Annotated in this window: 19 protein-coding genes and 2 pseudogenes; 7 read left to right on the top strand and 14 right to left on the bottom strand. The window is 61.1% G+C overall.

Annotated elements, in window-relative coordinates; all coding sequences use genetic code 11:
• Window positions 1-26: 26 nt before the first annotated feature.
• The 3 genes and pseudogenes from ACSQ20_RS19985 to ACSQ20_RS19975 form a co-directional block, all read right to left on the bottom strand.
• Window positions 27-383, bottom strand: coding sequence for a helix-turn-helix domain-containing protein (locus ACSQ20_RS19985; RefSeq protein WP_436023501.1), 357 nt, complete (start codon window positions 381-383; stop codon window positions 27-29).
• Window positions 384-388: 5 nt separating this feature from the next.
• Complete coding sequence (locus ACSQ20_RS19980) at window positions 389-691, bottom strand: type II toxin-antitoxin system HigB family toxin (RefSeq protein ID WP_436023499.1); 303 nt, start codon at window positions 689-691, stop codon at window positions 389-391.
• Window positions 692-857: 166 nt separating this feature from the next.
• Window positions 858-1,333 (bottom strand): annotated as a pseudogene (locus ACSQ20_RS19975) (IS5 family transposase); the annotation flags it as partial.
• Here ACSQ20_RS19975 and ACSQ20_RS19970 point away from each other — a divergent pair.
• A pseudogene (locus ACSQ20_RS19970) lies at window positions 1,333-1,714 on the top strand (MFS transporter); the annotation flags it as partial. The pseudogenes ACSQ20_RS19975 and ACSQ20_RS19970 sit on opposite strands and share 1 nt — an antisense overlap.
• A 113-nt stretch (window positions 1,715-1,827) precedes the next feature.
• On the opposite strand, the gene ACSQ20_RS19965 reads toward ACSQ20_RS19970, so the two are convergent.
• From ACSQ20_RS19965 to ACSQ20_RS19920, 10 genes are all read right to left on the bottom strand, one after another.
• The gene (locus ACSQ20_RS19965) at window positions 1,828-2,622 is read right to left on the bottom strand and encodes a DUF4397 domain-containing protein (protein ID WP_436023497.1); all 795 of its coding nucleotides are present in this window, start codon (window positions 2,620-2,622) and stop codon (window positions 1,828-1,830) included.
• A 433-nt stretch (window positions 2,623-3,055) separates the two neighbouring features.
• A complete protein-coding gene (locus tag ACSQ20_RS19960) occupies window positions 3,056-4,753 on the bottom strand; it encodes a ShET2/EspL2 family type III secretion system effector toxin (protein ID WP_436025761.1) in 1,698 nt (565 codons plus the stop codon).
• A gap of 666 nt (window positions 4,754-5,419) precedes the next feature.
• Window positions 5,420-6,196: an HAD family hydrolase gene (locus tag ACSQ20_RS19955; RefSeq protein ID WP_436023495.1), complete on the bottom strand. Its 777-nt coding sequence runs from the start codon at window positions 6,194-6,196 to the stop codon at window positions 5,420-5,422.
• Between the two features lie 123 nt (window positions 6,197-6,319).
• Complete coding sequence (locus ACSQ20_RS19950; RefSeq protein ID WP_436025759.1) at window positions 6,320-7,030, bottom strand: RNA polymerase sigma factor; 711 nt, start codon at window positions 7,028-7,030, stop codon at window positions 6,320-6,322.
• Window positions 7,030-7,365, bottom strand: a complete 336-nt coding sequence (locus tag ACSQ20_RS19945; protein ID WP_436025757.1) for a cupredoxin domain-containing protein — start codon at window positions 7,363-7,365, stop codon at window positions 7,030-7,032. The genes ACSQ20_RS19950 and ACSQ20_RS19945 overlap by 1 nt, the downstream gene beginning before the upstream one ends.
• 13 nt (window positions 7,366-7,378) lie before the next feature.
• Window positions 7,379-7,915: a DUF4142 domain-containing protein gene (locus ACSQ20_RS19940; RefSeq protein WP_436023493.1), complete on the bottom strand. Its 537-nt coding sequence runs from the start codon at window positions 7,913-7,915 to the stop codon at window positions 7,379-7,381.
• 136 nt (window positions 7,916-8,051) lie between these two features.
• Window positions 8,052-8,444: a COG4315 family predicted lipoprotein gene (locus ACSQ20_RS19935; protein ID WP_436023491.1), complete on the bottom strand. Its 393-nt coding sequence runs from the start codon at window positions 8,442-8,444 to the stop codon at window positions 8,052-8,054.
• A 139-nt stretch (window positions 8,445-8,583) separates the two neighbouring features.
• Window positions 8,584-9,375 carry an anti-sigma factor family protein gene (locus ACSQ20_RS19930; protein ID WP_436023489.1) on the bottom strand — a complete coding sequence of 264 codons (792 nt, stop codon included), beginning with the start codon at window positions 9,373-9,375 and terminating at the stop codon, window positions 8,584-8,586.
• Window positions 9,372-9,893, bottom strand: coding sequence for a sigma-70 family RNA polymerase sigma factor (locus tag ACSQ20_RS19925; protein WP_436023487.1), 522 nt, complete (start codon window positions 9,891-9,893; stop codon window positions 9,372-9,374). The genes ACSQ20_RS19930 and ACSQ20_RS19925 overlap by 4 nt, the downstream gene beginning before the upstream one ends.
• 12 nt (window positions 9,894-9,905) lie before the next feature.
• Window positions 9,906-10,049, bottom strand: coding sequence for a hypothetical protein (locus ACSQ20_RS19920; RefSeq protein ID WP_436023485.1), 144 nt, complete (start codon window positions 10,047-10,049; stop codon window positions 9,906-9,908).
• A gap of 235 nt (window positions 10,050-10,284) precedes the next feature.
• Between ACSQ20_RS19920 and ACSQ20_RS19915 the strand changes: the two genes are divergently transcribed.
• The gene (locus ACSQ20_RS19915; RefSeq protein ID WP_436023483.1) at window positions 10,285-11,013 is read left to right on the top strand and encodes a FadR/GntR family transcriptional regulator; all 729 of its coding nucleotides are present in this window, start codon (window positions 10,285-10,287) and stop codon (window positions 11,011-11,013) included.
• Window positions 11,014-11,082: 69 nt separating this feature from the next.
• On the opposite strand, the gene ACSQ20_RS19910 is transcribed toward ACSQ20_RS19915, so the two are convergent.
• Window positions 11,083-12,825 (bottom strand): IlvD/Edd family dehydratase, encoded by a 1,743-nt coding sequence (locus ACSQ20_RS19910; RefSeq protein ID WP_436023481.1) that lies wholly within the window; start codon window positions 12,823-12,825, stop codon window positions 11,083-11,085.
• Between the two features lie 322 nt (window positions 12,826-13,147).
• On the opposite strand from ACSQ20_RS19910, the gene ACSQ20_RS19905 reads away from it, so the two are divergent.
• Genes ACSQ20_RS19905 through ACSQ20_RS19885 form a run of 5 tightly spaced genes read left to right on the top strand, consistent with a single transcriptional unit; the run spans window position 13,148 to window position 18,781 of the window.
• Entirely contained in the window at window positions 13,148-14,113 is a 966-nt protein-coding gene (locus ACSQ20_RS19905; protein WP_436023479.1) for an ABC transporter substrate-binding protein, read from the top strand.
• A gap of 42 nt (window positions 14,114-14,155) precedes the next feature.
• Window positions 14,156-15,685 (top strand): sugar ABC transporter ATP-binding protein, encoded by a 1,530-nt coding sequence (locus ACSQ20_RS19900; protein WP_436023477.1) that lies wholly within the window; start codon window positions 14,156-14,158, stop codon window positions 15,683-15,685.
• On the top strand, window positions 15,682-16,734 hold the full coding sequence (locus tag ACSQ20_RS19895; protein ID WP_436023475.1) for an ABC transporter permease: 1,053 nt from the start codon (window positions 15,682-15,684) through the stop codon (window positions 16,732-16,734). Before ACSQ20_RS19900 ends, ACSQ20_RS19895 begins: the two co-directional genes overlap by 4 nt.
• Window positions 16,731-17,855 (top strand): galactofuranose ABC transporter, permease protein YjfF, encoded by a 1,125-nt coding sequence (gene yjfF, locus ACSQ20_RS19890; RefSeq protein ID WP_436023473.1) that lies wholly within the window; start codon window positions 16,731-16,733, stop codon window positions 17,853-17,855. Before ACSQ20_RS19895 ends, yjfF begins: the two co-directional genes overlap by 4 nt.
• Window positions 17,855-18,781, top strand: coding sequence for a dihydrodipicolinate synthase family protein (locus ACSQ20_RS19885; RefSeq protein WP_436023471.1), 927 nt, complete (start codon window positions 17,855-17,857; stop codon window positions 18,779-18,781). Before yjfF ends, ACSQ20_RS19885 begins: the two co-directional genes overlap by 1 nt.
• Window positions 18,782-18,794 lie beyond the last annotated feature (13 nt).

Below are 18,794 nucleotides of genomic sequence, written 5' to 3'. Positions count from 1 at the left end.
CCCCGCCTACCCGCGGGGCGTTTTTCCTATCCGATCAGTACTTCAGCGGGGATTTTCAGTTCGCGATTCAGACGGCGGATCATCGACAGGCTTAGCCCGCGTTTCCGGCTGAGTACTTCGTAGACACGATTCAGGTTTCCGATATACGGTTGCATGTCGCTGGCCGAGAGCCCAGCTTGCTCCATGCGGAACTTGATCGCCTCGACAGGATCGGGAAGGTCGAGCGGAAAATGCTCCGCCTCGTAACGCTCGACCAGGGTGGCTAGAATTTCGAGGCGATCCCCATCCGGCGTGCCAACTACCGGGTCAACATCGACCAGGCCAGATACGATCTGCAACGCTTCCTGGTAGTCGCGTTCGTTATGGATTGGGCGGATTTCCATCTTCGTTACTCCAATTCAACGGTGTCAGCATCGATCTTGTCGTACTCACCGTGCGTCCCAATAAACTTGATGTAGACGACACCGATGCGGTAAGCGATTGCGACGATGAGCCGGTAGTCGTTTCCCTTGATATTGAATACCACGCGGTTTCGACCGACAAAGCTCGCGCTCGGATATCTGGCCTTGATGTCCTGCGGCGTCATCCAGACGGCCTTTACAGCCTCTTCGTGCCATGCAAGCAGCGACTGCCGCACGATCGGATGCTTATCGCAGAACGCCAGAAGAACTTTCTTAGCAATGACTCTCATTTGCCCAGTTTAGTCCCGTTTTGGGACTACGGCAAGACTCCCGTAACACGGGCATTCCGGCGTCTGTTACGAGAACGTTTGCCCCAGAGGTGGGCAAAACCGCTCTGCGAGCACCGAAAATGCTGGGTTCCTCGGAAAAACGGTTCACGAGGCTGTCGCCGGTGAAGCCGAGATCGAGCGCGAGTTGTCGGCTTTCGTTGCCTTCGTACGCCTTGTCCATCAGCAGGTGCAGCGGCCGATTCGGCGGTCCGAAGCGTTCGAGTAATGCGCGTCCGTGTGGCGCATCGCCGGCTTGGCCGGGCGACAGTGCGAACGTTATGGCTGTTCGAGCATCCGCGGCAACCATATGAATCTTGGTTGTCCATCCTCCGCGAGACTTGCCGATGGCTTGGGGTCCATTTTTTTTAACGCACCGATGCCGTCAGGATGAACCTTCACGATCGTGCTATCCAGCGATACCGCTTCAATCCGAACGCGAATAATCCGCGCGCGCTGCAACTCCGTGAATACTCGGTCCAGTACGCCGTTGCGAGACCAGCGGTTCATGCGCGTGTAGATCGTGTGCCAGCGGCCGAAACGGGGCGGCGGACCACGCCATTTACATCCGTGCTCGGCAACATAAAGGATTGCGTTGAGCAACCGGTGAACCGTTTCATCTCGGGCCACAGGCGGCGGGGCTTTTCGGCATCGTCGGCGCGGCGGGCGCGCTCGCCGCGCCGCTGGCGGGACGCTCGACCGACAAGCGCGGCCCGCGTGCGGTCATTTCGCTCTCGATCGTGCTCGACGTCGGCGTGCAGGCCGCGCAGATATCGAATCAGTCGCGCATCTATGCGCTCAAGCCCGAGGCGCGCAGCCGCGTCAACACCGTCTTCATGGTCTGCTATTTCATCGGCGGCTCGACCGGCTCCGCCGTCGGCGCTCTGGCGCGGCGTGCCTTCGGTTGGACAGGCGTGTGCGCGGCGGGCCTCGCCTTCGCGCTTGCGGCCGCGGCGAATCACATGCCGAGGCGGACTTAGCGTTCGGGGCACCACAAGCCTCGTGCGAATCGTTGGCCGAGTCTTCCGCAGGCGCCTGCCGCTTCCGGTCCGTAGCAGCCGCGACGCCGGCGCCTGCGGCAGCGCCGCGGACTGCTTGCCTCAATGCCCCGTCAACGAATTCGTCAGCTCGAGTGCGGTACCCGGCTGGCTGCCGCCCTGAGCGATCAGCAGGTGGATTTGGCCGGTCGTCAGCGCGCTCACCGATGTGCTCGAGGGCACCGTCGTGATGAGCCAGTCGGCATTGTTGGCGAGCGTGAAGCTCGTCGACTCGTAGATCGGCGTAGTGGAGCCGGCTGCCGTCACGATCGCCATGTACGTGCCGCCCGACAAATAGATCGAGTCCTGCCCCGACGCCGGCACGGCATTGCCGTACGACACGCCGGCCATCGTCGGCGAGCCGGACACACTCGTCGTACCCGGCGCGACGATGTAGATGTCGACGTTGGACGCGTTCGCCGATGCATTGAAGCTGCGCACGCGCGCGCTCGTGGAGAGCAGCCCCTTGTCGAACGGGTCGTCGATCAGGCCGATGCCGTAGCCGGTCGTGGTCGGCAACGCGATGGCCGTGTACTCGTGGCCGTTGGCGACGTTCGGGAACGTGCCGGATGCGAGTTGCGGCGAGGTCGTGCCTGTGGCCGTATAGGCGATGACCGTGCTCCCCGTGCCGATGTTGGTCAGATTCGTCACACCCTTGTATGGGACGTTGGTCTGCCCGGACGGGGCCGTGCCGTTGACGAACAGATCGAGGTTCGGTCCAGCCGGAAACGCGTTGATGAAATGCAACTGCGGGTTTTGGATGCCGAGTTCCCGGCCCAGATCGTTGCCGCCGCCGCCGCAAGCCACGAGGAATAACGCCGCACCAATGAACGCGGCCAAGTTTCGTACGTACTTCATGTCGCACCTCTGAATGATTGAAGAACCCCGGATCGTTTCTCGTCGTTGCGGGGCACTTGCAGGGAGCAATCGATATGCCCGGAGGTGCGTGAATCAATACACGAAATCGGTTCGCGTGTGCGGCGGTGGTGTTCGTCGATTAGCGGTGCGCTTCCAGCAAGAGGGAGGCGCGCGCGGCCCCCCTCGCCCACGTCTCGCTTTTACACATCGGGGCGTAGCGGCATAAGTGAACGTCCCATGATGAAAACTCCCGGTCGTCGAGATGACGACAAGCGATGGATCATCGCGCACCGATCGGTCGACGCACGACCCGCAGTTGGTCAGGAGTCCTAATTTGAATACCTTGGCTTCCCTGCTCGCTTGTTAATTTGCTCGCTCACAGAGAATAGTTACAGCTGCGCGGCCAGTTGTTACGTTGTCCTAACGAAGCGATTCATTCCATCACACCGCCGTCGATCGCTCGATCAAGTTCGCGTACGTCGGCCTCGGACAACTGGCCTCTGGTGCGCGCACGTTTCACTGTTGCTTTGAACTCTTGTATCAGCACGTCGGGGACGTCCATTTTTGCACGCTCCTCGCGCATTGCAATGGCGTCGAGAAGTGAAGCCAGCAAATCCTTGACATCTGCCCCAGTCAGATCAGGCGCCAGTTGAGGATCGGCAAGCATATCGTCGAAAGCTTTGATCTGCTCCGCGCCGAGGTTGAGGGTGCCCCCGGGATAGGAAAACAAGTCCAGCGCCTCGTACGTTTCATCCGGTGTTATCAGCCCCCCTGCCCTCGCCCTTCCGAGGACCTTGCGGTAAGCATCCACCGCGTCGGCTCGGCCCGAAGCCATAGCCCGGGCCAACGCCGATGCATCCGTCCCCCCAACAACCAGATTGGCGATTCGCTCACGCTCGGTGTGCAATAAGCCTCTCCCTAAGCCATTCGATACGGTCACATCCCACAGCATGTCGCCGATTACCGCGACCATGTCCGCCTTACCCCCAAGGAGTGCCCAATGCAGCAGGGACGTGGGCTCATGGCCGGAAAGCAGGTCAACAAACTCGGAGTCCGACACGTACCCCTCGGTCCATGCCTGATGCATCACACGTCCAAACGCGCGAACCGCAACCGCTTCGCCACGTAAAGCAGCCGCACTTAACCCTGAGAGCCCGCTCGGGCTTTTCGCAGCGATCAGCTCGCGCTTGGCTGAGTCTGTCGGGCAATGCGCGAGTCGCTCGCGCAACGCGTCTTCCGTCAAATGTCCGGCGAGTGCCATTTGAAATACTGCAAACGGGCTGTCACGTTGCTGCGCGTTGAGGAACTTGTCTTCAAATACACGCGCGCGTGGCGTCTCTTCGGGCAGAGGCCCCGTCAGCGGCCGGGTGTGGAAGTCCGGCGGTACCGCCGAGAAAAGCGCGATCTCATCTGCAGTGTCGGATCGATACAACGATGAACGCATGAAACTAGCGGCGGTCCATTGCTCGACTTGCTCGAGATCGTCCTCCACGATACGTGAATGCGTCAGCGGGAACTCGGGATCGAACAGACTGACCATGTAGCGCTTTCCGCGTGGGGTATCCAGCACGGCGAGTTCGGCCGCCACAGCGATTTTCCTATGCGAGGACAGCACGAAATGCTGATAGGCGCCTGTCTCCATCGCGTCGAACTGCTCGCGCATGAACGCGCCCCATTGCGAATGCCCGACAAGGCTCGTGTGAGGCGCATCAGCTTGCAACTCCGCAAACGCGTTATCGAGTTGTCTCGATGCTCCTAACTCGTGGAAATCCCCATGCTTGGAAGCCCAACGATGCGCAAATGAAGTCGTATTGCCGTCGGCGCGATGAGCCTGGAGTTCGCGTATGAATTGCACGGCCAGGCTCGGCTCATGTTCCACTCCCTGTAACGACTCTGCTCTATCCCAACGGATCGGTCCTACGTGGATACGCCTGTACCCGTTCACGATTTCACTCCGAGCGGGAGGGCTAGCTGCATAAAAGAGCTGGCCGACAGCCAAGCCGTCTTGCGTATCGCCCGATTCGGGCTCGCGATAGACCACTCTCACCGCGCGCTCCGGACCGTCTCCACGCGCGCGTCGGCAATATACTTCGGCAGTTGCTGGAACGTTGACGAGTCTGCCGGCGGGCATGGTCGTGCTAGCCGTCTCAAAGTAACCGAGCAGATGCACTTCTCGAACGCCAGGGTGGTTCACGGTGAGTTCGCTCGCGGCAAAGTCCGTCACTTCCAGTCGGGTGAGTGACGGCAGCGCCGAAACCCATTCGGGTATCGAAGTCAGCCCCGGCGGCAATCGCAGCACCTCTATGCTGCGTAACGTCGCGAACGCGCGATGCAATTCATCAGCGACGTCAGGCTCCATGGTTGGGTCGACAGTCTCTGCAGATGCATGGCTCAAGTCCAACGTCTTGGAATCGGTGCTTAAATTCCGACGCCAACGCAGGGTCACAAGGTTTCGAAAAAGCGCTGCGGCAGACTGTTGTGCATCCGCGTGCGACGGTGATTTCGATTGCACACGCGGGAATGAGGGTGCGGTATCGGCGAGTCCCGCAAGGCGCCCCGAAGCGCGGTTTGCCGCAGGACCGGAAACGCCAGACGAACCCCTCGAATCTGGTTGCTGACCAGACCAGTCCTGCGACGGAAAATCCCCCCCCTGAACCCTGCCGACCATAACTGACCTCGTAGGAGCAATCGTAGCGGTAACTGTAGCCAATGCCGAAGTTGAGGTCAGCTCCGCCTACGAAGCGCTAGCCGGCACGCCGAATACATCGTCGTCAGTGGTAGCGCCTCCGCGCACTGCCTACGCGGGCCGGCATGCTGTAGCGAATGATGCGTGCCCATGCCAGCGCCGCAGCGTCTCCAGATCAACGTAGCGTCGCTCGATTTCATCCATCAGCTCGGGAACAGGATTGTCAGCATCACCCAAATGCGACAACACCATCAACGCATCGTCGAAGCAATGATGGCGGGTGTAGGCGGTAGGTGTCACAACGGTCGGCACGCCTGCGGCACAAGCGGCGCGCAAGCCGTTCTCAGAATCCTCCAGAGCAATGCAGTGCGCAGCCTGCACCCCCAGCGCATCGAGTGCGGCCCAATACACGTCAGGTGCCGGCTTTTTCACAGCGGTCGTCGACGCATCGCAGACCGCCGCGAAGCGTTTGCGCCAATCCGCGCCGAATGGCGTCGCAAGCAGCACATCGAGATTATCGGGTGTTGTCGTGGTCGCGATGGCAATAGGCACGCCCGTCTCGTTCGCTTCGCGTATCAACCTCGCGATGCCCGGACGCAACGGCAACGTGCCGCCATCCACACGCGCGGCGTAGTGGCGCGTCTTGATCGCATGCAGTGCCGCCACGGTTTGCGCTGCCCTGGCGCCACTAGCTTCCTCGGGCTCGATACATCGCCAGTAATGCAAGATCCGCTCTTTGCCGCCCGCGACATCGAGCAGCCGCGTGTATAACGGCTCGTCCCAATGCCAGTCGAGCCCTACCTCGGTAAATGCCGCGTTGAATGCCTCGCGATGAGCGGATTCGGTATCCGCCAGCGTACCGTCGACGTCGAAAATCAGAGCTTGCACGGGCGTCTCCTCGGCAGCGTGGCCGTCTAAACGCAACCCAGCATAGGCTGTTACCCGCTTTCCGTGAATTCAGGATTTCTTTTGCCTTCATTAAGTAATCCTAACTATTCCCGGCATGCCCGGTTACAGGTCCAACCGAGCCAGCACGCCCGCGACGATGCGATCGCAATGCGTGCCGCCAAACGAGAACACATCTCTTTCGGCAAGATCAATTTCTTTCGCCAGCGACTCACGCAATAAACTGCGCGCCCGAAAATGACGCGAGCGCACAGTCGCCTCGGGGATTCCGAGACATTGCGCCGTTTCTTCGACACTGAGCTCTTCCACGCAGCGAAGTACAAACACGATGCGAAACGCCTCTGGCAACGCATCGAGCTTGCGCTCGAGCAGCGCGCGTATTTCGGAGCGCATCAACGCCTCCTCCGGTGAGCTGGAATTCGTCGCATCGGTCATGTTTCTGATGTCCGCCACGTCGCGCTCGGTGCCGTCACCGTCCGTCAGGCTGATCATCGGCGCAACGTTGTTTCTGCGCGCCTGACGTCGGTGACGGTTCATGCACTCGTTCAACACCACGCGCGCCAGCCACGTCGCGAGCGTAGCGTCCCCGCGATAATGGCCGATCGAACGAAACGCCGCGACATAGGCCTCCTGTAGCGCATCTTCGGCCTCGGCGTCGTCGCGCAAGCTCGCCCTCGCCAGCCGGAACAAACGGCGGTTATTGCATCGCATCAGACGAGCGAACGCGTCGCGGTCGCCCGCCGCGATCAGATGAGCGAGCGTACGGTCGTCCTCTTGTCCTGCTTGCTGCACATCGGATGCTGCCGCGCCGGTCATCATTTTCTCTCCACGACAAGCGTTCCTTTCATTATCGGATGCAACGAACATGCATACGAATAACGGCCAGGCACGCCAGTGACATAGTGCCACGCATGTCCCGGGGCAATCTCGTGCGAATCGAAGCGGCCGGGCGCGACCACGGTGTGGGCGACAAGGTCTTTATTCACCCAGACAACCTCGTCGCCCGCTGCCACCGTCACGGTCGCAGGGTTGAATTGCATTGCGTCGATGTCGATCGTCATGGTGTGCTTGTGCGCCAACGCTGTGCCGGCCCACAGCCCGCCGATTACAACGGCGACGCCTACGAACAGCGTCGGTGTCGTCCGTCGCATCGGTACCAGAACATTAGCCACCGTGCTTCCCCAATTCCATCTGAAGATGGCGTGCGTGCTCCAGATGTGCGACGAATGCGGGGCGCACCTTGACGAGCAGCGCTTTGAGTTCCTCGTTCTTCGCGTCGGGAATCAGGGTGTGATCGACCGCGTCGAGTACCGCCTGATGATAGGCCACTTCATGGTCGACATAGGCCTTGTCGAATGCCGCACCTTTTAACGTCTTCAGTTTGGCGACGTTGCTGTCGCCTCCCGCCTTCAAAGCTTGGCTCGTGGCATTGGTCTCAGGCGTCAAGCCGAGTTTTCCGGCGAGCGCGACTGCGGATTGATTGACGCTGGTGTGGTCGGCAATCATGAGTTGTGCGAACTGTTTGACATCCTTACTATGCGTTCGCGCATCAGCGAGTTTGCCTGCATCGATGTCGACTTGATTCGCCGTCACGACGATGGCGGCGATCTGCGCGTCGGTCGGTGCGCTTTGCTGTGCATATGCGTTGATCGACAATGCGGCCAGCGTCGCCAGTGCGGCGATCTTTGCTAGATGGGTCATGAGCGGTCTCCAGGAGGTAACGAGTAAATCGACGGCGAACGCTGCACGAGTTGGTTCGCCGTTCCTGCGCCGATAGACGTCACGTCTTGGCGACGCGTTCCCGTTTTCCTGGATTCCTGGAAAATTTCGCCCGGGCTCAGGGCTTAGCGACGTGCCATACGCCTTTGACGCCGTCGCCGTTCGCTTCGCCCGCCTTGGTGTCTTTCGCGAATCGATACAACCGGTGGCCCTTGTAGGCCCATTGTTCCTTGCCGTCGGCGGTCTTGACGACCGTCCAATCCCCGCTCGGCTTGTCGTAACTGTCCGCGGTCGCGGCCGGCCAGATCGTCGCACAAGCGCCCACGCAGGCACTGGCACCTCCCGCCGCTTTGGCATCGGCATCGAACGTGTAAAGCGTCATGCCGTTTTCATCGACGAGCATGCCCTGCCCGACTTTCGGCTGCTCGGCCCACGCAGTCGTAAAGGGAATGGCAGAAGTGCCAATGGCGACGGCGACGGTCGTCGCAACATTAAGGGCGGTCTTGATCATTTCGTTCTCCTATACAAAGTTGTCGACCAGAGTTAGCGCTTTAGCGCTTACTCTGGTCCCATGCAAAGTTGTCGATCAGAGTTAGCGCTTCAGCGCTTACTCTGATCCCATACAAAGTTAATTAATTCAAAAAATTGCGTTATTGCCACGAATCGGGCTTGCCGCCCAGCGCGCTGCATACTTCGAGCGCGATCGCGCGCAGCTTGGCCTCCGAGATCGGCCCGGAAAGTGCATAGCCGAGGTTGTTATTGACCCAGTAGAACGTCCGGCGATCGCCGTCACGCAGCAGTCTGAACGCTGTCTCGTTCGTCGGAATATGCGTGATATAAAGCGTCAACCGCGCGCCCGCCGTGCTTTCGTACATAAACTGCGCCGCCGGGCCGCTTTCACCCGGCAGCAAGCGGCCGCCGACCAGCGAATAACCGTATTCCTGCAGCGAAGGTACCGACAACGTCCTGCCAAGCCGTTTCGACAGCCAGCTCACGAGATGCGCCTCCTCGCGCGCACCCACTTCCACTGGATGACGAACTTCAGGCGTATAAACGGCATAGGCGATATCGGCACGACGTGCGAAAGCCGTTGGCTCGGGCTGCTTTTCGATGACACGCGGTGCAACGGCTGCGAGCGTCACCCCAAGCGCAATGCCGGCTGCAAGCCAGCTCGCCGCAACGGCCATGCGCCGCGGCCATGATGCACGCGTGCGCAATACGACGACGGGTGGTGCATCGCGCTCCGGCGTATTGCACAACGCCTGCAACGCCGTTTTTTGTGCACGCCACGAAGCCACATATGCGCGCGCTTGTGCATCGCGTTCAAGCCATGCCAACACGGCCGCGCGCTGCTCGTCGGGCAATTCCCCGTCGACGAACGCGCCAAGCATCTGCAAGTCGACGCCGTCAGGGCCCTCGGGTTCGCGATGGTGGTCATTCATGGCGTTCTTCTCACGACTTTGAGCGGGGCCGGCTTATGTGCCGGCCCGCCGTCCAGCAGCATCCGCATGTGCTCCCGCGCGCGCGAAAGCCGCGACATCACCGTGCCGATCGGCACACCGAGCACGGCCGACGTTTCGAGGTAAGACAGTTCCTCCACACCGACGAGCAGCAGCACTTCGCGTTGCTCCATCGAAAGCTGGTAAAGCGCATGCTGCACGTCACGCAATACCAGGCCGTCGACTTCCGTGGGCGGCGCTGCGAGACTGCGCCAAGGCGCGTGCTCGTCATCGACCGTCACTTCGCGCCGCGCCCGCAGTTGATCGATATAAAGGTTTCGCAAAATCGTAAACAGCCACGCACGCAAATTACTATCGGGCCGAAATGCGTTGCGGCGCACGAGCGCACGCTCTGCGGCATCCTGGACCAGATCGTCGGCCCACGCCGAGTCCCCCGTCAATGCGCGTGCGTAACGGCGCAGTTGCGGAAGTTTGTCGATGACGTCGGCTTCGAAGCTCATAGCCCGCGGAGGTCAATACCCTCCGCTTCCGCTGCTCGAGCTCGATGCGCTGCCGGAGGTCGTTCCATCGGTCGTCGAGCAGGCAGTGGCGGACAGCGACGCAAACGCAAGCGCAAACATCGTCAATACGGCGGGGAGGATTCGGCGCAATGTCATCTTCATCTCCTGGTTGTGCGATTCAAAGTGCGATTCAAAGCCTTTGCAAACGCCGCAAAAGCGATCCGCATGGAGAGAACGGCTAACCGCCCGCGATTATTCCGCGGAATCGAAATTTTTTCGGGAAATACGCGTGATCGGCATCGCTCCCCCTATGCTATGCTGCGAACACCTCCGCAGCCACTGCCTGCGCGGGTCTCGCGTCACGCGGTAGGAACACCGCATTCAAGGCACCATGGACTATCGGCATCTCAAGAATCGCAAGAGCATGCACGCGCGCATCGTGCAGGAACTCGGCATCGAGATCGTCAGCGGCAAGTTCGCGCCGGGCGAACGTCTCCCGCCGGAACCGGGTCTTTGCGAAGCATATGGGGTAAGCCGCCCGGTGTTGCGTGAAGCAACCCGTGTGCTCGTCGCCAAAGGGCTCGTCACATCCAAACCGCGTGTGGGCAGCGTCGTGCGGCCACGCGAAGAATGGCACATGCTCGATCCCGATGTGCTCTTCTGGACCATCAGCTCGACCCCCGAAGGTGACTTTTTTCGCTCGCTGCTAACGGTGCGAAGAATCATCGAGCCCGCTGCGGCAGCGCTCGCGGCAACGGAACGTTCGGAGGAGGATTTATCGCGGATTCGCAGCGCGTTCGAGCGAATGTCGCACGCCGGCACCGCAGCTGAATTGCTCGACCCCGATCTGGAGTTTCATCGGGCGATTATGGCAGCCACGCACAACGACATGCTCGCGTTTATCGGCAACATGATGTCGCTCGCGCTTTCGGAGTCGATCAAACTCACGAGCCGCCATCCCGACACCCATGCGCTGTCACTGCCGCGCCATCGGGCCATTCTGACCGCGATCGAAAACCGCGATCCGCTCGGCGCGCGCCAAGCAAGCCTGGTGCAACTCGAAAACGCACGCGCCGACGCAGAGACAATTCTAGAGGTCGCCACCCGCAACGCTCGTTAAAGCGACGCCGAGGCACGTAGGGAAGGCACCACACGGTGCCTTCTGCCTCGTACCTCGTGCCGTCTTCTGTCAATGCGAATGCGGCGGCACCTCGGCACCACGACAACCGACCAGGAAATCGAAGTCGCATCCTTCGTCGGCTTGCAGAACGTGGTCTACATAAAGATTGCGATATCCACTCGCATCGGCCGGCGCACGCCGGTCGACTTCCGCCCATGCGGCCAGCCGCGCCGTCATTTCCGTTTCGTCGATTTCGACATGCAGCCGCCCCGCCTCGCAATCGAGCTCGATCCAATCGCCATTGCGCACGACGGCCAGCGGCCCGCCCGCGCGGGCCTCCGGCGCGACGTGCAATACGACGGTGCCATAGGCCGTGCCGCTCATGCGCGCATCGGAAATCCGCACCATGTCCGTTACCCCCTGCGCCAACAACTTCGGCGGCAGGCCCATATTGCCGACCTCGGCCATGCCCGGATAACCTTTAGGCCCGCAGTTTTTCATGACGAGAACCGAATCGGCAGTCACATCGAGATCGGGATCGGCTATGCGCGCCTTGTAGTCGTCAAAATTCTCGAATACCACGGCCCGGCCGCGATGACGCAGCAGCGACGCCGTAGCCGCCGACGGCTTGAGCACCGCCCCGCGCGGCGCGAGGTTGCCGCGCAACACGCATAGACCGCCATCGGCAACGAGCGGATTGTCGAGCGGCCGAATCACCTCGGCGTTGTAGATCGGCGCCTCTTGACTGTTTTCCCATAGCGAGCGGCCGTTGGCCGTCAGTGCGCCCGGATGCGGCAACAAGTTCGCTTCGCCAAGCTGGCGCAATACACCAGGCAAGCCGCCTGCGTAATAGAACTCTTCCATCAGAAAACGCCCCGACGGCTGCAGATCGACGAGGGTCGGCGTGCCGCGGCCAACGCGTCTCCAGTCATCCAATTCAAGCGAGATGCCAATGCGCCCTGCAATCGCCTTTAGGTGGATTGCCGCATTGGTCGAGCCGCCAATCGCCGCGTTGACGCGAATGGCGTTTTCGAACGCTTCGCGTGTGAGCAGCTTCGACAGGCGCACGTCGTCGAGCGCCATTTCAACGATGCGCATGCCGGACAGATGCGCGAGCACGTAACGGCGCGCGTCGACCGCCGGAATGGCCGCATTGTGCGGCAGCGTGACACCGAGCGCTTCGGCCATGCAGGCCATCGTCGACGCGGTGCCCATCGTGTTGCACGTACCGGCCGAGCGCGACATGCCCGCCTCTGCCGACATGAATTCATGCAACGAAATCTTTCCCGCCTTGACCTGCTCGCTCAACTGCCAAACCACGGTGCCCGAGCCGATGTCGCGGCCCTGGTGCTTGCCGTTCAGCATCGGCCCGCCGCTCACGACAATCGCAGGCACATCGCAGCTGGCAGCGCCCATCAACAGCGCCGGCGTGGTTTTATCGCAGCCGGCCAGCAATACGACCGCATCGATCGGATTGCCGCGTATCGACTCTTCCACATCCATGCTCGCGAGGTTACGCGTAAACATGGCCGTGGGCCGCAGGTTCGATTCGCCGTTCGAGAACACGGGAAACTCCACCGGGAAACCACCTCCTTCGAAGACCCCCCGCTTCACGTGCTCGGCCAGCTTGCGAAAGTGCGCATTGCAGGGCGTAAGCTCCGACCAGGTATTGCAAATACCGATGATCGGCTTGCCGTTGAACTCGTGATCCGGGATGCCCTGGTTCTTCATCCAACTGCGGTACATGAAACCATTTTTGTCGGCTGTGCCAAACCACTGCGCCGAGCGCAGCTTGCGAGATTTTTCTGTCATGTTCGTATTCGATTGAGCCTTCAAAATAGTCCGACTATTTTGACAACTTCGTCGGCTGACCACTATTTGAGAAAAGCAAACTTTTGGTTGACTGCGAAGTCCGCTACCTGCCATTTTTGCCGAAAATCGCCGAGCTTGCAGGCGATTTCTCGGATCGACCGCACATAAATAGCATTACTATTGAGATTCGTGATCTGGGGAAAACGCTAATCGCGCGGCGTTGTCGCGATGCCTATAGTTTGGCTATTTCCGACACGCCATCGACGTGTTCGGAGTGCGGCAACAACGACAAACGACAACCAACGCGAAATTGGAGACACAAATGGGACGCACCGTACGCCAGACGCTCAAGGCTTTGTTCGCAGTCACGCTTCTCACAGCCGCCGTTACGGGCCATGCGGAAGACAAGAAGATCACGCTCGGCTTCGCCCAAGTAGGCGCGGAAAGTGCGTGGCGCACCGCTAACACTGTGTCGGTGAAGAGCGCGGCGAAAGAGGCCGGCATCAACCTGAAGTTCTCCGACGCACAGCAAAAACAGGAAAACCAGATCAAGGCGATCCGCTCCTACATCGCGCAAAAGGTCGACGTGATCGCGTTTTCGCCGGTGGTGGAATCGGGCTGGGAGCCCGTCTTGCAGGAAGCCAAGCGCGCCAAGATTCCGGTCGTGCTGACCGATCGCAACATCGACGTGAAGGATAAAGACCTCTACGTGACGATGATCGGCTCCGACTTCCTCGAAGAAGGTCGCCGCGCAGGCAAATGGCTCGAGGAACACTATAAGAATGACGCTGGCCCGATCAACATCGCCGAACTGCAAGGCACCGTTGGTTCCGCGCCGGCCAATGACCGGCATTCGGGCTTGATGGAAATCATCAAGAACGACCCTAAGTTCAAGATCATTGCTTCACAAAGCGGCGACTTCACGCTCGCCGGCGGCAAGCAAGTCATGGAAGCATTCGCGAAGACGTACGGCAAGAAGATCAATGTCGTCTACGCGCATAACGACGACATGGCACTGGGCGCTATCCAGGCAATGGAAGAAGCAGGCATGAAGCCGGGCACGGACCCGATCGTGGTTTCGTTCGATGCGACGAAGGGCGGCTTCAAGGCAATGATCGACGGCAAGATCAACGTCGATGTGGAATGCAGCCCGCTGCTCGGACCGCAATTGATGTCGGCCGTGAAGGACATCGTTGCCGGCAAGAGCCTGCCCAAGCGCATCGTGACGAACGAAACGGTGTTCCCGATGAACGTCGCGGCGCAAGTTCTGCCGCAGCGCAAATATTAAGCGCCGCAAGCGACCCAACGAGACCTTCCTGAGCGAATGCCCATGACCGGCTCCCTCGTGCTCGAAACCGTCGGCCTGACCAAGTCGTTTCCCGGCGTGCAGGCGCTACGCAATGTCGATTTGCACCTGTACGCGGGGGAAATCCACACGTTGATGGGCCAAAACGGAGCGGGCAAGTCGACGCTCATCAACGTGCTGACCGGCGTGCATACGCATGACGCCGGCGACATCCGCATCGGCGGTCAGCTCGTGAATTTCACCGCGCCGCGCGAAGCGGAGGCGGCCGGCATTCGCACGCTTTATCAGGAAGTCAATCTCTGTCCGAATCTGTCAGTGGCTGAAAACGTCTTCGCCGGCCGTCAGCCGATGCGCCGCGGCGCGATCGACTGGAAAGCCATCCGCAAAGGGGCACAAGCCGCGCTGGCGATGCTGAACGTGTCGCTCGACGTTACAAAATCGCTCGATACGTACCCTATCGCCATTCAGCAGATGGTGGCCATCGCGCGTGCGGTCTCGGTGGACGCGCGCGTGCTGATTCTCGACGAGCCGACCTCGAGTCTGGACGATGGCGAGGTCACGCAGCTCTTCGAAGTGCTTCGCAAGCTCAAGCGCTCGGGCATGGCCATTCTTTTCGTCACGCACTTTCTCGAGCAGACCTACGCCGTGTCGGACCGCATCACCGTCATGCGCAACGGCGAGCGCGAAGGCGAATATCTCGCGAAAGACTTGCCCGTCGATACGCTCGTCGAAAAGATGGTCGGCGACACGCGCATGGCCGAGCGTCAAGCGAGCGCCAGCAAGCAGGTTGCCAAAGCGGCGAACGCTATCGATAGCGAGAGCACGACCCAATTCCAGATGCAAGGCGTCGGGCGGCGCGGGCTGCTGCATCCGATCGATCTCGCGATCGAGCCCGGGCGCATCGTCGGGCTCGCGGGCTTGCTCGGCTCGGGCCGCACCGAAACGGCGCAGTTGCTCTTCGGTGCCGAACGCGCGGATACCGGCACGGTGAGCGTCGACGGCAAGGCCGTCAAGCTCGGCTCGCCTCGGCATGCGGTGCGCCATGGTATCGGCTACTGCCCCGAAGATCGCAAGAAGGAAGGTATCGTCGCGGCGCTGTCGATACGCGAGAACATCGTGCTCGCGCTGCAGGCGCGGCGCGGCTGGTGGCGTCCGCTGGGGCGCGCGCGGGAGAGGCGCATCGCACAGGATTACATTGCGTCGCTCGGCATTCGTGCGCGCGATGCCGAGCAGCCTATCGAGCTGCTCTCGGGCGGCAATCAGCAAAAAGCGCTGCTCGCGCGCTGGCTCGCGGTCGAGCCGCGCATGCTGATTCTCGATGAACCCACGCGCGGCATCGACGTAGCCGCCAAATTCGACATCATGGATCGCGTCCTCGCGTTGTGCGCCAAAGGGCTGGGTATTTTGCTGATTTCCTCCGAATTGAGCGAGGTGTTGCGCGTGAGCCATCGCGTGGCCGTGTTGCGCGATCGGCGCAAAGTAGCGGAGTTGGCCGGCGATCAACTCGACGAAGATGAAGTCTATCGGCTCATTGCCGGAGGCACCGCGTCATGAGGCAAGGGATCGTCAGTTTCGCTCGCGCGGCATCGAAGCATTCGCTGCTCTGGCCCGTGCTCACGCTCGTGCTGCTGTTCGCGCTCGACGTTGCGCATCGTGCCGATTTTCTTTCGATCGTGATGTTGGACGGGCATCTGTTCGGGGCCCCCATCGACATTCTCAATCGCGCCGCGCCACTCGCGATTGTTTCCCTCGGCATGACGCTTGTCATTGCCACGCGCGGCGTCGACATCTCGGTCGGCACCGTCGTCGCCATCGCGGGCGCAACGGCCGCCATGCTGCTTGCCGACGACCCGGCGCATGTCGATCGGGCGGTCATCGCAGCGCTCGGTGTCGGGCTCGTTGCGGGTGCATGGAACGGCTTGCTCGTCGCATTCATCGGCATGCAGCCGATCATCGCCACACTGATCCTGATGGTCGCGGGCCGCGGCATTGCTCAATTGCTGACCGGCGGCCAGATCATTCCGATTTCGGCGCACGGCTATCTCCGGCTCGGCGGCGGCTATCTGGCTGCGGTGCCGTGCTCGGTATGGATCGCGGTTGCCGCGACGGCGCTCACCGCCCTGCTGATCAACCGCACGGCGCTCGGGCTCTTCATTCGTGCGATCGGCATCAACCCGGTGGCAACGCGATTGGTCGGCCTGCGTGCCAGCGCCATCGTCTTCGGCGTGTATGTGTTTTGCGGCCTCGCCGCAGCGCTGGCCGGCGTCATTACGAGTTCCAACGTTCGCAGCGCGGACGGCAACAACGCCGGGCTGTTGCTCGAACTCGACGCCATTCTGGCGGTGACACTCGGCGGCACGTCGCTGGCCGGCGGACGATTTTCGCTTGCGGGCACGGTGCTCGGCGCACTCATCATCCAGACGCTCACTTATACGACGTATTCCATCGGCGTACCGCCTGAGGCAACGCTCGTTGTCAAAGCGATCGTCGTGTTGCTCGTGAGCGTCGTTCAGTCATCGAGCGCGCGTGAGGCGATCGTGCGCGGGCTCAGGCACGCGATCGATCTCGCGCGCACCAAACCCATCAGCGAGGCGGCGAAATGAGAGCCGTGCTATTGCGACTCATCGATCCGCGCACACTGCCCATCGCCGTCACCATCATTCTTTTCGCGGCACTGTTCGGCTTCGGCTCCGCGATGTATACGGGCTTCGGCTCGGTGCAAGTATTGGTTGGCCTGCTCGTCGATAACGCGTTCTTGTTGATCGTTGCAATCGGCACGACGTTTGTGATCGTCTCGGGCGGCATCGATCTCTCGGTCGGCGCGGTCGTGGCATTCACCACGATTCTCTGCGCGATCTGTGCCGAACGGCTGCACTGGCCCGTGTGGGCGATCGCCCCGCTCGTGCTCGCGCTCGGCGCTGCCTACGGTGCGGCGATGGGCGCGCTGATTCACTTCTTCCGCTTACAGCCGTTCATCGTCACGCTGGCGGGCATGTTCCTCGCACGCGGTGCGTGCTTTCTGATCACCACGCAATCGATCGAAATCAGCGAACCGACATTTCACGCGCTGGCAGGCTTTCATCTGTCGATCGGCGGCGGCGATCTCAACGCAGGCGCGCTGATCGCACTCGCCATGCTCGCCGTGGCAATCTATATCGCCCATTTCACGCGCTTTGGCCGCAATGTCTACGCTATCGGCGGCAATGAAAAGTCAGCACTCCTAATGGGTTTGCCGGTGGCAAGAACGAAGATCGGCGTCTATGCATTCGGCGGGTTGTGCTCCGCACTCGGGGGGCTCGTATTCACGCTGTATGTGTTGTCCGGTTACGGCCTGCAAGCACAGGGTATGGAGCTCGACGCGATTGCAGCGGCCGTCATCGGCGGCACCCTGCTGACGGGTGGCGTGGGCTATGTCATCGGGTCGGTGTTCGGCGTAGGTGTGCTCGGCACAATTCAAGCGCTGATCACATTCGACGGCACACTGAGTTCATGGTGGACCCGCATCGTTATCGGTGCCCTGCTCTGCGTGTTCTGTCTGTTGCAGCGGATCATCGAGCGGCAAGCCGCGCGCCGTAAGGCGAATGGCTCGGGGCTGGGCGGCCAGGCGGCAACGAACGAAGCCGCACCGCGCACCGGCACCAACACATTGCCGCTGAGCCTGAACGAGCGTGCGATCGACGTGCAGCCGATCGCGCAAATAGCTTTCCAACGAGGAGTCGAATAGTGGTGACCTTTTCCCGTCCGTTTTCGGGTCTTTTTCCTGTTGCACCGACGCCGTTTACCGAAACGGGCGATCTCGATCTCGAAGGCCAGCGACGCGTAATCGACTGCATGGTCGACCAAGGCGTCGACGGTATTTGCATTCTCGCGAACTACTCGGAGCAATACGCACTCACAGATGCCGAGCGCGACACGCTCATCGACGTATGTCTGACGCATACGGCAGGCCGTGTGCCCGTGATGGTGACCTGCAGCCATTTCAGCACCCGTATCGCAAGCGATCGCGCCAAGCGTGCGGCCGAGGCCGGTGCAAGCATCATCATGGTCATGCCGCCCTATCATGGCGCCACGATGCGCACCGATGAAGCGGGCATGTTCGAGCATTTCGCGCGCGTGGCCGAAGCAGCGGGCGTGCCCGTGATGGTGCAGGACGCGCCGCTTTCGGGTGTCGCGCTCAGCGTGCCGTTTCTCGTGCGTGTCGCACGCGAATTGCCGCTCGTGCGCTACTTCAAGATCGAGGTGCCGCAGGCAGCGGCGAAACTGCGCGCGCTGATCGCTGCGGGCGGCGACGTCATCGAAGGGCCGTTCGACGGCGAGGAAGCGATTACGTTGATGCCTGATCTCGATGCCGGCGCAACCGGAACGATGTCGAGCGCACTGTTGCCCGACCTCATTCGCACGGTGTTCGACGATTTTCATGGCGGCCGGCGTGAGGCCGCGCGCGCGGGCTATGCGCGTATTCTGCCGCTCGTCAATTATGAAAACCGCCAGTGCGGGTTGCGCGCCACCAAGACGGTGATGCAAGAAGGCGGCGTCATCAAGAGCGATGCCGTACGGCACCCGCTCGATGCATTGCCCGCGGCCACGCGTGCGGAACTCCTCGAGCTCGCGCGCGAAGCGAACCCGCTCGCGCTGCGCTGGGGCCGTTGAAGAACGAAAGCAC

Source organism: Trinickia sp. LjRoot230 (assembly GCF_964253315.1).
Lineage (GTDB): Bacteria > Pseudomonadota > Gammaproteobacteria > Burkholderiales > Burkholderiaceae > Trinickia.
Note: the sequence above shows the minus strand (reverse complement) of the source record. Positions and strands in the feature narration are given on the sequence as shown.